The organism is Erythrobacter colymbi (assembly GCF_002155685.1).
Classification (GTDB): Bacteria; Pseudomonadota; Alphaproteobacteria; order Sphingomonadales; family Sphingomonadaceae; genus Erythrobacter; species Erythrobacter colymbi.
On sequence record NZ_MUYK01000004.1, the window covers coordinates 356,020 to 371,357 of the forward strand.

Annotated in this window: 11 protein-coding genes and 1 tRNA gene; 6 read left to right on the top strand and 6 right to left on the bottom strand. The window is 68.8% G+C overall.

The annotated features are described in order from the left end of the window. Positions 1-2: 2 nt before the first annotated feature. Positions 3-3,020, bottom strand: a complete 3,018-nt coding sequence (locus BZF57_RS11365; protein ID WP_143738469.1) for a hypothetical protein — start codon at positions 3,018-3,020, stop codon at positions 3-5. A gap of 158 nt (positions 3,021-3,178) precedes the next feature. Here BZF57_RS11365 and BZF57_RS11375 point away from each other — a divergent pair, with 158 nt between their 5' ends. After that, positions 3,179-3,757 (top strand): ECF-type sigma factor, encoded by a 579-nt coding sequence (locus tag BZF57_RS11375; protein WP_162290993.1) that lies wholly within the window; start codon positions 3,179-3,181, stop codon positions 3,755-3,757. Here BZF57_RS11375 and BZF57_RS11380 read toward each other — a convergent pair. From BZF57_RS11380 to BZF57_RS11395, 5 genes are all read right to left on the bottom strand, one after another. Further along, positions 3,754-6,162: a serine/threonine-protein kinase gene (locus tag BZF57_RS11380; protein ID WP_143738471.1), complete on the bottom strand. Its 2,409-nt coding sequence runs from the start codon at positions 6,160-6,162 to the stop codon at positions 3,754-3,756. The genes BZF57_RS11375 and BZF57_RS11380 overlap by 4 nt on opposite strands. 53 nt (positions 6,163-6,215) lie before the next feature. Further along, a complete protein-coding gene (locus BZF57_RS21240; RefSeq protein WP_162290994.1) occupies positions 6,216-6,899 on the bottom strand; it encodes an AprI/Inh family metalloprotease inhibitor in 684 nt (227 codons plus the stop codon). Then, the gene (locus BZF57_RS21245; protein ID WP_162290995.1) at positions 6,896-7,462 is read right to left on the bottom strand and encodes a hypothetical protein; all 567 of its coding nucleotides are present in this window, start codon (positions 7,460-7,462) and stop codon (positions 6,896-6,898) included. The genes BZF57_RS21240 and BZF57_RS21245 overlap by 4 nt, the downstream gene beginning before the upstream one ends. A gap of 150 nt (positions 7,463-7,612) precedes the next feature. After that, positions 7,613-10,624, bottom strand: coding sequence for a TonB-dependent receptor domain-containing protein (locus BZF57_RS11390; RefSeq protein WP_086737854.1), 3,012 nt, complete (start codon positions 10,622-10,624; stop codon positions 7,613-7,615). Positions 10,625-10,990: 366 nt separating this feature from the next. Continuing rightward, positions 10,991-11,067 (bottom strand) — tRNA-Arg (locus BZF57_RS11395). 183 nt (positions 11,068-11,250) lie between these two features. Here BZF57_RS11395 and BZF57_RS11400 point away from each other — a divergent pair. From BZF57_RS11400 to BZF57_RS11420, 5 genes are all read left to right on the top strand, one after another. Then, the gene (locus BZF57_RS11400; protein ID WP_086737856.1) at positions 11,251-11,628 is read left to right on the top strand and encodes a hypothetical protein; all 378 of its coding nucleotides are present in this window, start codon (positions 11,251-11,253) and stop codon (positions 11,626-11,628) included. 52 nt (positions 11,629-11,680) lie between these two features. Next, on the top strand, positions 11,681-12,175 hold the full coding sequence (locus BZF57_RS11405; RefSeq protein ID WP_086737858.1) for an MmcB family DNA repair protein: 495 nt from the start codon (positions 11,681-11,683) through the stop codon (positions 12,173-12,175). A gap of 47 nt (positions 12,176-12,222) precedes the next feature. Continuing rightward, positions 12,223-12,999 carry a sterol desaturase family protein gene (locus BZF57_RS11410; protein WP_086737860.1) on the top strand — a complete coding sequence of 259 codons (777 nt, stop codon included), beginning with the start codon at positions 12,223-12,225 and terminating at the stop codon, positions 12,997-12,999. Continuing rightward, on the top strand, positions 12,996-13,442 hold the full coding sequence (locus BZF57_RS11415; RefSeq protein ID WP_086737862.1) for a DUF2141 domain-containing protein: 447 nt from the start codon (positions 12,996-12,998) through the stop codon (positions 13,440-13,442). Before BZF57_RS11410 ends, BZF57_RS11415 begins: the two co-directional genes overlap by 4 nt. 125 nt (positions 13,443-13,567) lie before the next feature. Further along, positions 13,568-15,301, top strand: coding sequence for a PAS domain-containing protein (locus tag BZF57_RS11420; protein WP_086737864.1), 1,734 nt, complete (start codon positions 13,568-13,570; stop codon positions 15,299-15,301). Positions 15,302-15,338 lie beyond the last annotated feature (37 nt).

The window sequence follows — 15,338 nt, forward strand, 5'->3', positions numbered from 1 at the left end:
CCCTACTTGATCTCGGGGCCGTTCTTGCGGAGCAGCCCGTCGGCCACCGCCTTCTTGAACTTCGGCGCGTAGCGCGTGGTCACCTCGGCGATCACGCCGCTCGGCTTCAGTCCGGGGCTTAGCTGGAACAGCACGGTCGCCTTGCCGCCCATCTCGTCGGCGAGCCGCGCCACCTCGTAGCGGCACTGCACGTCGTAGCACTGCTGGTCGTAGGGCGCCTTGGTGCTCCCGATCCACTTGTCCTTCGCTGCGGCAATCTTGGTGTTGAGGCTGTCGAGCACCGCCTGCATCGCTTCCTTGTCGGCGGCCGCCTCGCGGGACTGCCAGTCGAAGTCCTCGAGGATCACGCCGTTGGTCGGCGGCGGGACGGGGACGCCGGGGGGCATCAGTTTCTTGAACTCCATCTCCGCGCCGGTCCGGATGATCTTGATCGCGCCCTTGCACTTGGTATCGGCGCACTGACCCGTCCACTTGGGCTCGAACTCGGCGCTGAAGCGGCGCAGATCGCCCTCGCGCTTCACCTTCTTGGCGAGCGCGCTGGCTTCGGCGAACTTGGTGGTGAAGAACGGGTCCTGGCTGAGCTTGCCGGCGTTCGGCCCCAACTGCTCGATCTTCTGCTTCATCACCCCTTCGTAGCCGACCCGGATGAAGCGAATCGCCTCCTCGCACTGGCCATCGCGGCACTGGGGCAGCCACACGCTCTCGAACTGGTTGGACCAGCGCGCCAGATCCTGCATCGCCAGCTTGCCGGGGTCGGGCGCGAAGGTGAAGTCACGCGAACACACGGTGCCCTCATGGCAGGCGAAGGTCACGCCGCCCGAGGGCAGCGAGATCGCGAGGCTCGGGAAGAAGATCGGCAGATCCCAGCTCTTCCCCCACAGCCCGATGTCGACGAACAGCCGTGCGGTGATCCCCGGCTCGACCGTCAGCTCGAGGTTGTAGACCGGGTCCTTGATGTCGAATTCGAGCGCACCTGTCTTCGCATCGGGGACCAGGTTGACCTTCTGCCCGCTGGTGGTGAGCTTCACGGGCTTCCCGCCATTGCGGTCGACAAGAGTGAACGACAGCTCGTTCGAGGTGAGGATGATGTTCGCCGCAGGGAACACCTGCGCCCCCGCGAAGCCGAAGTTGCCCTGCCCGCCGAGCAGGTCGACATCGTAGATGGTGATGTTTTCGACCACCTTCTCTTTCGGGTTGGGCGGCATGAAGTTTCCACCCGCGAACTTGCCCTTGAGATACTTCGTGAAATCGAAATCGAGCGAGTAATTGACCGCCGCTGACGGGATCAGCGGCAGATCATGACCAAAGCCCGCATGCGCGCCGAGCTGCGCGACGAATTCCTGCGCGTTGAACAGCTTGGACTCGGGTAGCCCCGACGCAAGGTATTGCGCGGCATTGCCGTCGAACACCTTGAACTTGGGCGTGACCGAGGCGCTGGAGCTGCCGTTGCCGGCGCTCACGTAATTGGCAGTGCCGGTCAGCTCGATCGGGAAGCGCAGGCCGAGGCCGTAATTGAAGCCCGCGAAGGCCTCGACGTAATAGGTCTTGGCGCAGCCGATCAGGCAGCGGTTGATGCGCTGTTCGACCCGCATCCGCCATTCGTATTCCCGCCCCAGCGTGAAGCCGGCGAGGAAATAGTTGGTGCCCAGATCATACTGGTTGCTGATTGCGGCAGGCGCGGGCGGCGGGGTGAGGCCGAGTTTGACCGCGGGCTTGGCGGTCTGCGCGACATCGTTGACGGGGATGTAGCTGACATCCTCCATCTTGGTCTCGCCCGAGTTGACGATTTCCGCCGACAGCCCGCCATCGTCGAGCCCGGAGAGGCGGGTGACCTCGGCCTCGCCCAGCGCGGCGACCAGCTCGGCGCGGCGGGCAGGGTCCTTGAGATCGGCGCGTAGCGTGGCGACGTCCTTCGCCAGCGTCGCGGCTTCCTCGGCCGCGCGGGTCTTGGCCTCGGCGATCGCGGCGGCGCGCATCGCCGGGTCGGCGATGTAATGCGCATCACCGGGGGTGGAGAAGGCCTTGTCGCGCGCGGCGTCCGTCATCGGGCTGGCGCAGCGCACACCGACCGCTTCGACCTTGGCGCGGCGGGCGGGGATCGTGCAGGTGCCCGGCAGCAGCGTGTAGTTCACGAAGCTGCGCACCAGGAGGCCGTTCGCGACCTTGGTCACCACCAGCGAGGTGGCGTTGACCTTGACCGCATCGGGCAGCTTCTGGAGCGCGATGCCCTGGTTGGCGACCGACTTGGGGTTGGCGAGCACGCGGCTCATGTCGACCTTGGTGGTGCCGAGCGTGATCTGCGGCTTGGTCTGGATGTCATTCAGCATCAAGGTCTGGGTCGGCCCCATCGTCTTGAGCTGGTCGGCCCAGCGCACCGGCGCCGCGAGCGCACGCTGCGGGCGGTAGGAGCCGGTCTGGAGCGCGATCTGTTCCGGCGCGCGCGGCGCGGCGACGCGGGTGGAGGGCAGGATCTCGTCCACCCCGCCGCGCACCGGATCACCCGGGCGCGAGGCGATCGAGGCGGTGTTGGCGTTCTGGCCGACAGTGTTGGCATTGACCCCGGGCGCGACCTTCGGCGGGCCGGAACTGACCGGTGTGGTCTTGGCGGCGGGCGAGGCGGTGGGCGTGGGCGTAGCGGTCGGCGTCGGGGTGGCCTTGGGCGCGCCGATGCGGATCGGGGCAGGGGTCGGGGTCGGCGTTGCCGTCGGGGCGGGGGCCGGGGTGCCCAGCCGGATCGGCGCAGGCCGCCCTGTCGCAGTCGGCGCCGGTGCCGGAGCGGGCGTCGGTGTCGCGGCGGGGGCAGGCGCGGGCGTGCCGAGGCGGATCGGCGCCGGCCTGCCGGTCGCGGTGGGGGTCGGCGTCGCGGTCGGCGAGGGCGACGGCGTCGGAGACGGGGTCGGCGTCCCCAGCCTGATCGGCGCGGGGCGTCCGGCGGGCGCGGTCTGCGCCCATGCGGCGGTGAGGCTGGTGGATGACGCCAAGGCAATCACGGCAAGGCGCAGGCCGGTCGAAGTCTTCATGATGATGTCCCCCAATCAAAGGTCGTCATTGCCCTAGACGACACCTTTGCGCCGATCCGGACAGGGCGACTCCACATTTTTGCGCGACCCCACTGCGCGCTTGCTTACACGACCGGCGCAAGGCACACTCCTGTTGTTTTCCAGCGATGCGGGGGGCGATGACCTGGCGGGATGGGGCCGAGCGGGACGGGATGATGCGCGCGCCTTCCTCGGAAGCGCTGATCAGGCTGCTCTACGACGAATTGCACGAGATCGCCCGGCGCGAGCATCGCTGGGCGGGCAGCCCCGGCACGTTCCAGCCGACCGAGCTGATCGGGGAGGCCTATCTCAAGATCAAGGGCCGCGCCGACTGGCAGAGCAAGTCGCATTTCCTCGGCTGCGCGGCGACCGCGATGCGGCACGTTCTGGTCGATGCGGCGCGCGCGCGGCTGGCGGGCAAGCGCAAGGGCGAGCGGGCGAGTCTGACCGCCGCGATGGCGCATCTCGCCGCCGAGGATCACGCCGACGAACAGCTGGTGGCGCTCGGCGATGCGCTCGCCGATCTCGCCCGCCGCGATCCCGATCTCGCGCGGTTGGTCGATTGCCGCTTCTTCGTCGGCCTGTCCGAGGCCGAGACCGCTGAGGTGCTCGGCATCACCGACCGCACGGTGCGGCGCTGGTGGGTGCGGGCGCGGGCGTGGATCCACGCGCAGATGGCCGAGGCGGCGGGAGACCTGCCGCCCCCGTCCGCCACCTAGGGCAGCTTCGCCACCCGGGCGCGGGTCCTGGCGACGCCCTGCATGCCGAAGGTCCCCGCCGGCCCCATCGCCTTGAACCCGGCTTCCGCCTTGTCGAGCGCCGCGCTGGCGGCCGCCTTGTCGCCCCCCGCAAGCTCGATCACGGCGCGGGTCAGTTCCAGCTGCGGGGCGAGCGGCGGGATCGCGGCGGCCAGCGCCTCGACCTTGGCGATCTGCGCGCGCGCCGGGGCGACCTTGCCCTGCTCGGCAAGGATCTGGGCGATCACCAGATCCTGCAACACCACCGGCACCGCCTGTTCGCCGAGGAACTTTGCCAGCATCGGCCGCGCCTCACCCGCCGCTGCGGCGGCTGCATCGAACCGCATTTCGGCCAGCTGCTGGCGGGCATAGAGCGAGAGGTCGGAGGCGAGCGCCGGGCTTTCGCCATAGAGCCGCCGCCGCCGCTCGATCAGGCGGCGCAGGACCTCTCCGGCCTGCGCATTGCGATCGGTGCGCATCAGCACGGCCGCCCGGAACTGGTCGAGCCCCAAGCCCTGTATCGTATCGCCCAGCCCCGACTTTGCCATCAGCTGGTCCGCCCGCGCCAGCACCTTGTCGGCCTCGGGCAGGCGGTTGGCCTCGACCAGATATACGAGGAGGTTGTTGTAGCGCACCAGCAGCTGGCTCTGGTTGCCTGCAAAGGCGCGCTCGGCGCGGTCGAGATCGCCAACCAGCGCCAGCGCCTTGTCGAGATCGCCCTGCCGCCGGGCAAGGCTGGCGCGGGTGCTGATGATCGATTCGGCGACCTCCGCGCTGACCGGGGTGCCGGGGGGCAGCATCGCCTGCGCCTCGTCGAGCAGCGCGGCGACGCGGTCCTGCTTGCCGGTGAAGAGCTCGACATCGGCGAGGCTGGCCTTGAGCCGCGCGGTCTCCACCGCACTGTCCTTGCCGATCCCTTTCGAGAGCGCCGCATCGAGAAAGGCCTGCGCCGAGGCCGCATCCTGGATGAAGATGTAGAGATCGCCGATGGCATTGGCCGTCGCGCCCGAACGCTCGCTGGCGTCGAGCGTTTCGAGCAGGCGCTTGGCGGTCTGGTCGAGCGTCTGGCGGAAGGTGAGGTTTTCCGAGGAGCCACCCTGCGCCAGCGTGAGGGTGAGCGTCTGGACGATCGAATCCGCCCGCCGCGCCTCGGCCAGCGCTCGGTCGCGCTCGGCCTCGGCAATGTTTGCCTGTCGCGTGGTGGCGATGATCCCGCCGGTCAGCGTCAGCACCAGCGCCGCAGCGGCGGCGACCTGCCAGCGGTAGCGCCTCAGGAAGCGCTTGATCCGGTAGCCCTGCGTCGCCGCACGGGCCGCGACGGGGCGGAATTCCGCCCAGGCATCGAGATCGGCGAGCAGTGCCGCGACCCCGGGATAGCGCTCGGCCGGGTCCTTGCGCAGCGCCTTGAGCACGATCGCGTCGAGATCGCCCGCCACCCGCGCCGCCGGGATCGCTGCGGCCCCGCGGTTCTCGGCCCGGCTCGGCCCGCGCATCTCGTCCTCGACGATCCGCCGCACCAGCGTCGAGAGCGGGCTGCCGCTGTCGCCCCACGGCTGGGTGTCGGCGAGGAGGACATAGAGGATCAGCCCCAGCGCATGGATATCGGTCGCGACCGTCACTGGCCCGGCGGTCAGCTGTTCGGGCGAGGCGTAGTGCAGCGTCAGCACGCCTCCTGTCACGCCCGAGCGATCGGGATCCTCGGCGAGCGAGGCGACCCCGAAATCGAGCAGGCGCGCGCGGCCCTGCCGGTCGATCAGGATGTTCGATGGCTTGATGTCGCGGTGGACGATCAGGTTGGCGTGGGCGTGCGCGGCGGCCTCGCACACCTGCCGGAACACCGCGATCCGCGCTTCGAGCGAGGGGTTGGCGCGGCGCACCCAGGCGCTGATCGTCTCGCCCTCGACATAGGCCATCGCCATCCACAGCCGCCCCTCGGGCGTCACCCCGCCATCGATGAAGTGGGCGATATGCGGGTGATCGAGCCGCGCCAGCATCCGCCGCTCGCGCGCGAACAGCTTCTCGTCGACCGCCATGTCGACCCGCAGCAGCTTCAATGCGACCTGCTGGCGGAAGGAGGGATCGTCGCGCGTGGCAAGGTAGACCTCGCCCATCCCCCCGCGCCCGAGCAGGCGTTCGACCACGAAGCCGCCGATACGCGCGCCCTCGGCGAGGGTGGCAGGTTGCGGCGCGGCCGTGCCGACGAGGCCGAGCGGCCCGCCATCGAGCACGCCGGTCAGCTCGGCCGCCGCGAGCATCCGTTCGACCTCGCGCGCGATGTCGGGCGCCAGCTTGCCGAGCGCCTCGGCCCGCGCCTCTGCGCCCAGCGACGCAGTCGCATCGAAGGCCGCCATGATCGCATCCCAGCGACCGGAATCATTGCTCGCCATGTGTATCCCCCCTGCTCCGCACCATGCTTCGGCGCGGGCCTGTGCGTCAATCGTCAGCGCCCCGTGCCCCCGGGGGCGAGCTGCCAGCGGCCATCCTCGCTGCGATGCGTCGCCGCGCCATCGGGCGAGAAGGCGATCTGCGCGTCGTCCGGCCCGGTCAGCATCAGGTCCATCCCTTCGAGATACCACCCGTCCATCCGCCCCAGCGCCGCGCTGCGGCAGCGGACGGGTGTGACGCTGCCACCGAGGTGCTGGCCGTCGACCCTGGCAGGCGGGCCGAAGCGCAGCACGCATGCGCTGCGACTTGCCTTGCCCGCGATCCGCCACACCCCCGCCCACTCGCCCGGCTGGCGCAGGCGCGCAAAGCCGGGGATCGCGGGCACGAGGTAGAAGGCGGGCGCGGCCACCGAGGGGCTGGAGAGCACCGCGCCCTCGTCCTCCTCGAACGCCATCAGCACCGCGCCCCCCGCATCGCGCAGCTGCAACCCGTCGGCGAAGCTCCATGCGGCGGTGGCGGCGGCAGGCGAGCCTTCGCATCGCGCTGCCGCCGGCCACCCGCCGGAGACTTCGCCGCTCCCCAGCCTTACCGCGCAGGCTGGCGCGCCGTCCGCCGGCACGATCTGCCATTCCCCCGCGAAGTCCTCCGCGATCGAGGCATCCGTGCCGTCGTCCTGCGCCCCCGCCGCGCTGCCGAGCGCCAGCAGGCCCGCCAGCAGCGCCGCGCGCAGGGTCGTCACGGCGCGACCGCGCGCGCCACTGCCGTCGCCTGCTCGAGGCTCGCGTCCTTGCCGACCAGCGTCACCACCACCGAACGGCGCTCGTCGAAGAACACCTGGAGCGTTTTCGCCATCGGTGCCGCGCGCCACAGTGCCGCCTTGCCGAGGCCGGGGACATCCTCGGCCGGGTCCATCATGCCGTCGGCGGTGCGCGCCTTCTCGATCGCCTCGGGCGTCGCATCGTCGAACGGCGCCTCGCGGGTGAGCAGCACCGCCGTCGCCCCGCCCGCGCCGCTGTATTCGCACAGCGAGGTGGCGGCGGTCGCTTCGGTCATCGGGGTGGTGTTGGCGATCTTCGCGGTCTCGAAGCTCTGGCCGGTGATGCCGGAGAGCTTGCCGACATCGAGCATGTCGCAGGCCCTGGTCGCATCCCAGCCGCTGGCGGCAGGCGCGGCGGCGCTGCCACCGCCCCCGCTCCCGCTCGCCGCACCGTCACCACCCCCGCCGCATCCGGCGAGGCCCGTCGCCAGCATCGCGGCGATCATCCATCGTGTCATTATCGTTCCCCCATCGAAACGGCTCATCTGTCCGTCACAGGGCAAGACGCGAAGGCGCGGCAAACCCGGACAGGGTGACGCGGGCGGGCGCACAAAAAAGGCCCGCCATCCCGAAGGAAAGCGGGCCGCGGCGGGACGGGCCGCAGACGCGTGCGCCTGCGGCCGCTCCCCCTCGTGTCAGAACCCGAGCTTGTCGGTGGTCACGCGGATGCCGGCATAGAAGTACCGGCCCAGCCAGCCCACGCCCGACTGGCTCGCGAGGCCGCGCGCCGGCAGCTCGTTGGTGAAGTTGTTCACCCCGAGATAGAAGCTCGCGGTCCGGTCGTCCGTCGCGATTTCGGCGCGCAGGTCGTGGATGAAGCGGTCGTTGATGGTGATGACATCGGGCGCCGCGATGTCCGGATCGCCCGCGATCTCGTCCTTCTCGTAGCGCAGCTGGTCGCCGACATACTGCACGCCGTAGTTGAGCGTGAAGTTGCCCAGCGTCCAGGTCACGTCACCCGTGCCGACCCACTCGGGCGCGCCGTTCTCGCCCTGGTTGTCGTCGACGATCCCGCCATTGGCCGGCAGCACCAGCAGCTTGTCGAGATAGCCGATCGTCCCGCGCAGGTTGATGCGGCCGAGGTTGCCCGGCTCGAAGCCGTAGTTCACCGTCACGTCCGCGCCCGCCGTCTCGATGAAGGCGACGTTCTCGGGCGAGAGCAGGTAGTTGGTGACGAAGCCGGTCGTCGTCGAACGCGTGATCGCATCGCAGAACACGTTGTCGAGCGAGGCGGAATCGACGCAGAACTGCGCGGTCTCGTCGAGCGAGGCGGTGCGCACGGCGTTGGTCAGACGGATGTCGTACCAGTCACCGGTGATCGTCAGGCCGGGCGCGAAGCGCGGCTGGAGGATCACGCCCGCGGTCCAGGTGGTCGCCTTTTCCTCGGTCAGGTCACGGTTGCCCGAGAACACGCCTTCGCGGCTGGCGCTCGAGTTAATGTCGCTGGCCGGATCGAAGGTGTCGAAATCGACCCCCAGACCCTCGATCAGCGCCCGGCAATTGGCCGCGCGGAACGAAGTGCCCTGGTTGATGTTCTCCGGCCCGCACGGATCGTCGATGAAGGCGAAGGTGCCGCTGCGGGGCGCGAACAGCTCGGTGATGTTGGGCGCGCGCACCGACTTCGAATAGCCGCCGCGGAAGCGGACATCGCGGATCGGGGCCCACTGGCCGTTGACCGACCATGCCTCGGTGCTGCCGACGGTCGAATAGTCCGAATAGCGGCCCGCCACGGTGAATTCGAGCAGGTCGAAGAACGGACGGTCCGACAGCAGCGGCACGTTGATTTCGCCGAAGGCTTCCCACACGTCGAAGCTGCCGACTTCGGGCGCAAGCAGCGCGAGATCGGCCAGCACGCCGGTGTTCTCGTCGAAATCGGCCACTTGGGTCGAGATCGCGTCGGGCTGGAAGTTGCTCTTCTCCTTGCGGTACTCGGCCCCGAACGCGAAGTTCACCGCGCCGCCCGGCAGCTCGAAGAACTTGCCGAAATCGCCCGAGATGTAGGCGTTGGCGACGTGCTGTTCGATCCGGTAGTTGTTGCGCGTGTCGGTCAGGATGAAGTCGAGCGCGGCCTGGCTCGGCGCGCCCTCGCCGAAGATGTTGAGCGGCACGCACTGGCCGGGGGTGAAGGTCTGCGGGGCCTGCCCGTAGTTGCCGTTGCCCGCATCCGCCAGCGCCCCGCCGTCGAGATTGACGCGGCAGTCGAACACGCCGTTGGGCGTGCCGGTGCGGAACTGGCCGACATCGACCACGTCGAGCGCGGCGAAGTAACGGTCCTCGATCCGCTGGGCGGTGGAGATGTAGGTCGTGTCGTTGCGGCCGTAGACGTAGCTCGCCTCGAACTTCACGTTATCGGAGATGTCGCCATCCAGCCCGATCACGCCGCGATAGAGATCGCGCTCGAAATTCTCGTTGCGGGTGCCGAAATCGAAGTTGTCGCGGTTGAACAGCAGCCCGCCGAATTCGTCGAGCCCCGCCGCCCGGACATTCGCCGGGATGAAGGGGTTGTCCTCCGAGATGAAGGTGAAGAAGTCGAACGAGGGCTGGGCGACGGTGAAGTTCTTCGACTTCACATACTTGCCCTCGGCAAACAGGCGCACACTCGGGGTGAGCTCGTAGGAGAACAGCGCGTTGAAGCTGTGGTGCTCGGTCCCGGCCTGAAGGTCGCCCTGGTAGTCGTTGACCGGGGTGTTGTCGCCGCCCTGCGCGAGGAAGCCCGACTGCGGCAGGAAGGTGCCCGGATCATAGGGCCGGCCATCGCCGTTGAAGACCGGGCTGAAGCTGCCGTCGATCACCAGCGCGCCGCCCGGCGAGCTGTCGGCATAGCCGATGCGGTTGAGGAAGATGTTGTCCGGCACGTTCGGATCGTCGGGAATGTCGTTCGGGTTGCGCACCAGCGTGTCCGCCTCGTAGCGGCCATTGGGACGATCGCCGAAGCCGACGCGGCCATCCTTGCGGAACTCGTAGTTCACCGCGATGTTGCCGCGGTTGTCGGCGAAGTTGGTGCCGACCGTCGCCGAGACAAACTTGCTGTCGGCATCGCCGAAGTCCGAGATCCCGTTCTGCGCGCGAATGTCGATGCCCTCGAAGTCGCGCTTCATGATGAAGTTGACCACGCCCGAGACGCCGTCGGCACCATAGACCGACGAGACGCCGCCGGTCAGGATGTCGACCCGCTCGATCAGGCTGACGGGGATGGTGTTGGTATCCACCCCTGCCTCGCCCGAAACGCCCGCGACATGGCGGCGGCCGTTGACCAGCGTCAGCGTGCGGTTCGCGCCGAGGTTGCGCAGGTTGAGCAGGTTCACACCCGCCGCGCCCGTACGCGCCTGCGAGCCGGCGGCGTCGAAGTTGGTCTCGGAATTGAACAGCGCCGGGCTCTGCGCGAGCAGTTCGGTGACGTTGTTGATGCCCGACTGGACGATGGTCTCCGCGGTGATCGCGACCACCGGGGTCGCGGTCGCGGCCTCGGGGCGCTGGATGCGCGTACCGGTGACGACGATCGCCTCGCCGGGTTCTTCGGCCAGCTCCTCTTCGGAGACGACGGCATCCTGCGCCGCGGCGATCGAGGGCATGAGGGCCGTAAGGCCGATGGCACCGGCAGTCAGCAGCAGATGGGCGCGGCGAGACCGCGCGTCCTTATAGTTCATCGCGTTGTTTCCCTGTTCGAGTTCGGGGTCGAAAGTGTCCGAGCGGCGTTGGCGGAAAGGGATCGGGCAGGGGGTGCCCGTGACCTTTCAACCGCTCAAAGGACAGACGGACTCGTGGTGCGCCCGGCTTCGCCTGCGCAACCAACTGGAGCCGCGGTTTCGACGAACCGTCATATTTGTGTGATAAATGACATGAGGGCTTGCGGTGTGCGTCGGCGGGAAGGGCCCGGCACCCGACAAGATTGCTTCGCGCCTGCGGCGCTTCGCCATCTCCGCGCCTGCGGCGCTCCGATTCCGAACTGGATTCGTAGCTGCCTGGGTAGAACCGACAAGGCCCGCCTCCTCTGGCGAGGGAGCGGGCCTTGTTGGCGCACCCGACAGGATTCGAACCTGTGACCTCTGCCTTCGGAGGGCAGCGCTCTATCCAGCTGAGCTACGGGTGCATGGGTCGCCATGCGTGCGCGGCGATAGTGCTGCGCGGCGGGGCGCTTAGCAAGAGGCGCGGGGGTGCGCCACAAGAATTGTGTCGCATGGCGGGACGGCCCCTGCATCGGCACCGCGTCCGGGTGCGGGGTGCTAGGCGGCACTTAACCAATCGGAAAGGATGGCGGCATAGCCTCCCCGGCATGGCAACGCTCCCGCCCGAGACGATTCTCCCGCCCGCCGCTCCGGCACCGGCCGCCGACGCCGCGCCCGAGGTGCTGGCCGAGGCGCTGGTCGCGCTCCACGGGCAGGCGGCGGCGCTGGCGATGCTGGCGCGGCTCGCGCCCGAGCCGGTCGAGATCGGCGGCGAGCTTGGCGCGGTGATCGCCCGCGCGCAGCCGTGGCAGCGCGCGCTGGTGGCGCAGACCGTCAGCGATTGCGCGGCGATGCTCGACAGCGGGCTGGCCGCATTGGGCACCCTCACCCGCCGCGGGCAGGACACCTCCGCCCCCGCGCTGGTGCTGTGGCGCGAGTTCCACGCTGCCCGCGCGGCGATGGCGAGCGTGCTCGGCCACGCCTGAAAGCGCTTCCGCAGGCTTGACTGCGTTCCACTTTCGTTCCAACGCTCGGGCCATGTCCGGCGCACCTTCCCTTGCCCCCGATTCGCCCGCGCTCGCCGCCAGCGATGTCGCGCGCGGGATCGGGCGGCTGTTCGCCCGCAACGACATCTGGTGCCTGCCCGAGGTGCCGCTGAAGAACGGTCGCCGCGCCGATCTGATGGGGATCGATGCCAAGGGGTTGATCGTGATCGTCGAGATCAAGGTCGCGCGCGCCGATCTGCTCGGCGATGCCAAGTGGCCCGACTATCTCGATTTCTGCGACCGCTTCTACTGGGGACTGTCCCCCGCACTCGACCGCGCGCCGCTGGAGAGCGCGGCCTATCGCCCGGAGACCTGCGGGGTGATCGTGGCCGATGGCTATGATGCCGAGATCTTGCGCCCCGCCGCTCTCGAGCCGCTCGCCGCCGCGCGCCGCAAGACGCAGGTCGAGCATCTCGCGCGGGTCGCGATGCGGCGGCACATGGCGCTGCTCGACCCGCTGTGCACCGCGCTCGACGCGCATGGCTGACTTAGGCCTGTTTCGCCGCGCATAATTGCGGCATAGCTGGCCGCGCGATGCTTCCTGCCGACACCCCCGTCCCGCTCGCGCTGCTGATCGTCAGCCTCGCCGTCACGATGATCGTGGCGCTGCGCTATGTGCTGACGAGCGGGCTGTTCGCCTTCGCCACCGCGAGGATGCGCCCCGGGCTCTACGCGGGCAAGCGCGCGCAGATCGGCCGCGAGATCCGCTGGTCGCTGCTTTCGGCGGCAATCTACGGCGCGCCGGCGGGGATTGTGCTGTGGGGCTGGAAGCACCACGGCTGGACGATGCTCACCGCTGACTGGGCCAGCCTGCCGCTGTGGTGGCACCCGCTGAGCCTCTTCATCTATCTCTTCGTGCAGGACACCTGCTTTTACTGGAGCCACCGCTGGATGCACCGGCCCAAGTGGTTCCGGATCGCCCACGCGGTCCATCACGAGAGCCGGCCGCCCACGGCGTGGACCGCGATGAGCTTCCATCCGGTCGAGGCGGTGACCGGCGCCATCGTCGTGCCGGTGCTGGTGTTCCTCGTCCCGATCCACATCGCCGTGCTCGGCCTGGTGCTGACGGTGGCGACGGTGATGGGGGTCACCAATCACATGGGGTGGGAGATGTTCCCGCGCTGGCTCGTTCACTCGGCGTTGGGAGACTGGCTGATAACCGCCAGCCATCACGAGCGCCATCACGAGGAATACCGATGCAACTACGGGCTCTACTTCCGGTTCTGGGATCGCGTCTGCGGGACGGACAAGGGTTTGTCGAAGCGGATCGTGGCCGAGGCCGGGCACGCGCCGCAGGGGGCCGTGCGATGAAGACTGGCGGGGCGGTTCTGGCGGCGGCGGCGCTCGCGACGGGCGCGGTCGCGGCGGCGCAGGCGCGGACCGGCGAGGTGGTGATCACCGTCACCGACTTGCGCTCGAAGAAGGGCGTGGTGCGCGCCTGCATGACCACGCGCGCAGACATCTTCCCCAAGTGCATCAAGGACCCCAACGCCTTCCGCACCGTGGTATCGGCCAACGGCAAGGTCGAGATCCGCTTCACCGGCGTGAAGCCCGGCAACTATGCCATCGCGCTGCTCCATGACGAGAACGACAACGGCAAGGCCGACCGCGCGATGGGGATGATGCCCAAGGAAGGCTACGGCTTCTCGCGCGATGCCCCCGTGCGCATGGCGCCGCCCAAATTCTCCGACGCGGTGATGGCGATCGGCGAGGGCACCAGCCGGGTCACGATCAAGATGAGGTACTTTTTGTAGCAGCCACATTCGGTGGCGCAGACCGCCCGCCCCGCACACAAAACCTCCCTGCGCGTTTAACGTGATGTTTACCACGCCGCGCCAGAACGTCCCGACACAGGTTCACCAAGGGGCGGATTAAAGCCATGGACACTCTTCGCGGCACCTTCGGTTCCGACTCGGCTGCAAGTGGCGGCTGGGACGAGACCGAGGATGACGGCCACGAGCCGGCCCGCACCCGCGATCTTCCTCCGCACGCCATCGGCCAGGACGAGCGGCGCATGCAGGTGCGCGCCTACAACCACTGGGCGGGCCTGCTGGGCGACCGCATGTTCCCGCATATCGACGATCTCGATCCGGCCAATCTCCCCGATTTCGGCCCGCATTCGGTGCTGCTCGATTTCTCCTACGGGATCGACAACCCGGGCGTGCGCTTCCTCGGCGAGAAGCTGGCGCAGGAATGCAGCGCGCATGGCGTGATCACCCGCCTGTCGGACGTGCCGCCGCGCTCGCTGCTGAGCCGCATCACCGACCACTACATGCAGATCCTCGCCAACCAGGCGCCGATCGGGTTCGAGGCGGAATTCGTCAATCACGCCGGCGTGGCGATCCTCTATCGCGGGATCCTGCTGCCGCTGTCGAGCGACGACCAGACGATCGACTTCATCTACGGCGTGATCAACTGGAAGGAGATGGCCGACCAGCTGACCGCGGACGAGCTGCTGCTGGAAATCGACCAGGCGCTGGAGCTGGGAAGCGAGCTCGAGATCGAGCCCGAACCCGCCCCGCGCGCCGCCGAACCCGTGACCGACTGGGCCGATTCGCCCGCGCACGAGGACGAGGACGACGTGGTCGAGCTCGAGGCTGCCTTTGACGCCGATCCCTACGACAACCCTTTCGACCGGCTCGAAGCCGCGATCGACGCCGAATCGGGCCTGCCCGATTTCAGCCAGTACGCGCTCGACAATGACGACGAGGAATATGACGAGGACGAAGGCGAGCCCGAAAACGCGGGCTACAACTTCGCCAGCCTCGCCGATTACATCGAGGCTCCGGCCAAGAAGGCGATCGACCTCACCGGCATCGAACCCCTGCCGATCGAGGACGAGGTCGACGCGGAATATGCCTTCACCCCGGTCTACGAACCCGCGCCCGAGCCCGAGCCCGAGGTTGCGCCGGTCGCCGCGCGGGTATTCGAGCCGGTGGACGAGGCCGAGACCGAAGATGAGGACGACGACGCGGATGCCGCCGCTTTCGCCGCCGATCTGCCCGAGGATGCCGGCCTCTACGATTGCCTCGCCGCCGCGCGCGAGCTTGCGCGCGCTGCCGACAGCACCGAGGACCGCAGCCGCTCGGCGCTCTATGCCGCGGTCAGCCGCGCCTACGACTTCAGCCTCGCCGCGCAGGAATCGCCCGAGGACTATGCCGAACTGATCGCGGACGCGGGCCTCACCGTGCAGGAACGCGCGCCGATGACCCCGGTGGTCAAGCTCGTGTTCGGCCATGATTACGACAAGACGCGCCTCACCGAATATGCCGCCGTCCTGACCCACGCCCACCGCCTCAAGCTGGGCCGCGGGAGCCTCGCGGGCTTCCTCGCCGAGACCGAGGGCGGGGTGAAGGCAGTGGTCAAGGCCGAACGCCGTCTGCGCCGCGAGGAGCAGGGCAAGCCGGTCGAGGATGCCCACGCGGTGCGCGAGGCGCTCGCCCAGGCGCTGCGTTCGCTGGAGGCGATCACGCTCGAGCATCTCGACGGCGCCGGCCCCGAATTCGCGCTTGTTCTGGTGCGCCGCGACGAGATCGGCTGCGCGGAAATCCTCGCCGAAGTGCCCGAGGACGTCGCCCTGATCGAACGGGCGGCGCGCAAGATAGTCGGATAACGCGTTATCCTCGCTCCGGATTGATCCGGGGCCCCAG

Bases quoted from the DNA above. Each gene is read 5' to 3' on its own strand.
- BZF57_RS11390 (WP_086737854.1), bottom strand. From the start codon at position 10,624: ATGAACTATAAGGACGCGCGGTCTCGCCGCGCCCATCTGCTGCTGACT.
- BZF57_RS11405 (WP_086737858.1), top strand. From the start codon at position 11,681: ATGTCCGGCGCACCTTCCCTTGCCCCCGATTCGCCCGCGCTCGCCGCC.
- BZF57_RS11415 (WP_086737862.1), top strand. From the start codon at position 12,996: ATGAAGACTGGCGGGGCGGTTCTGGCGGCGGCGGCGCTCGCGACGGGC.
- BZF57_RS11420 (WP_086737864.1), top strand. From the start codon at position 13,568: ATGGACACTCTTCGCGGCACCTTCGGTTCCGACTCGGCTGCAAGTGGC.
- BZF57_RS11365 (WP_143738469.1), bottom strand. From the start codon at position 3,020: ATGAAGACTTCGACCGGCCTGCGCCTTGCCGTGATTGCCTTGGCGTCA.
- BZF57_RS21245 (WP_162290995.1), bottom strand. From the start codon at position 7,462: ATGAGCCGTTTCGATGGGGGAACGATAATGACACGATGGATGATCGCC.
- BZF57_RS11400 (WP_086737856.1), top strand. From the start codon at position 11,251: ATGGCAACGCTCCCGCCCGAGACGATTCTCCCGCCCGCCGCTCCGGCA.
- BZF57_RS11380 (WP_143738471.1), bottom strand. From the start codon at position 6,162: ATGGCGAGCAATGATTCCGGTCGCTGGGATGCGATCATGGCGGCCTTC.
- BZF57_RS11410 (WP_086737860.1), top strand. From the start codon at position 12,223: ATGCTTCCTGCCGACACCCCCGTCCCGCTCGCGCTGCTGATCGTCAGC.
- BZF57_RS11375 (WP_162290993.1), top strand. From the start codon at position 3,179: ATGACCTGGCGGGATGGGGCCGAGCGGGACGGGATGATGCGCGCGCCT.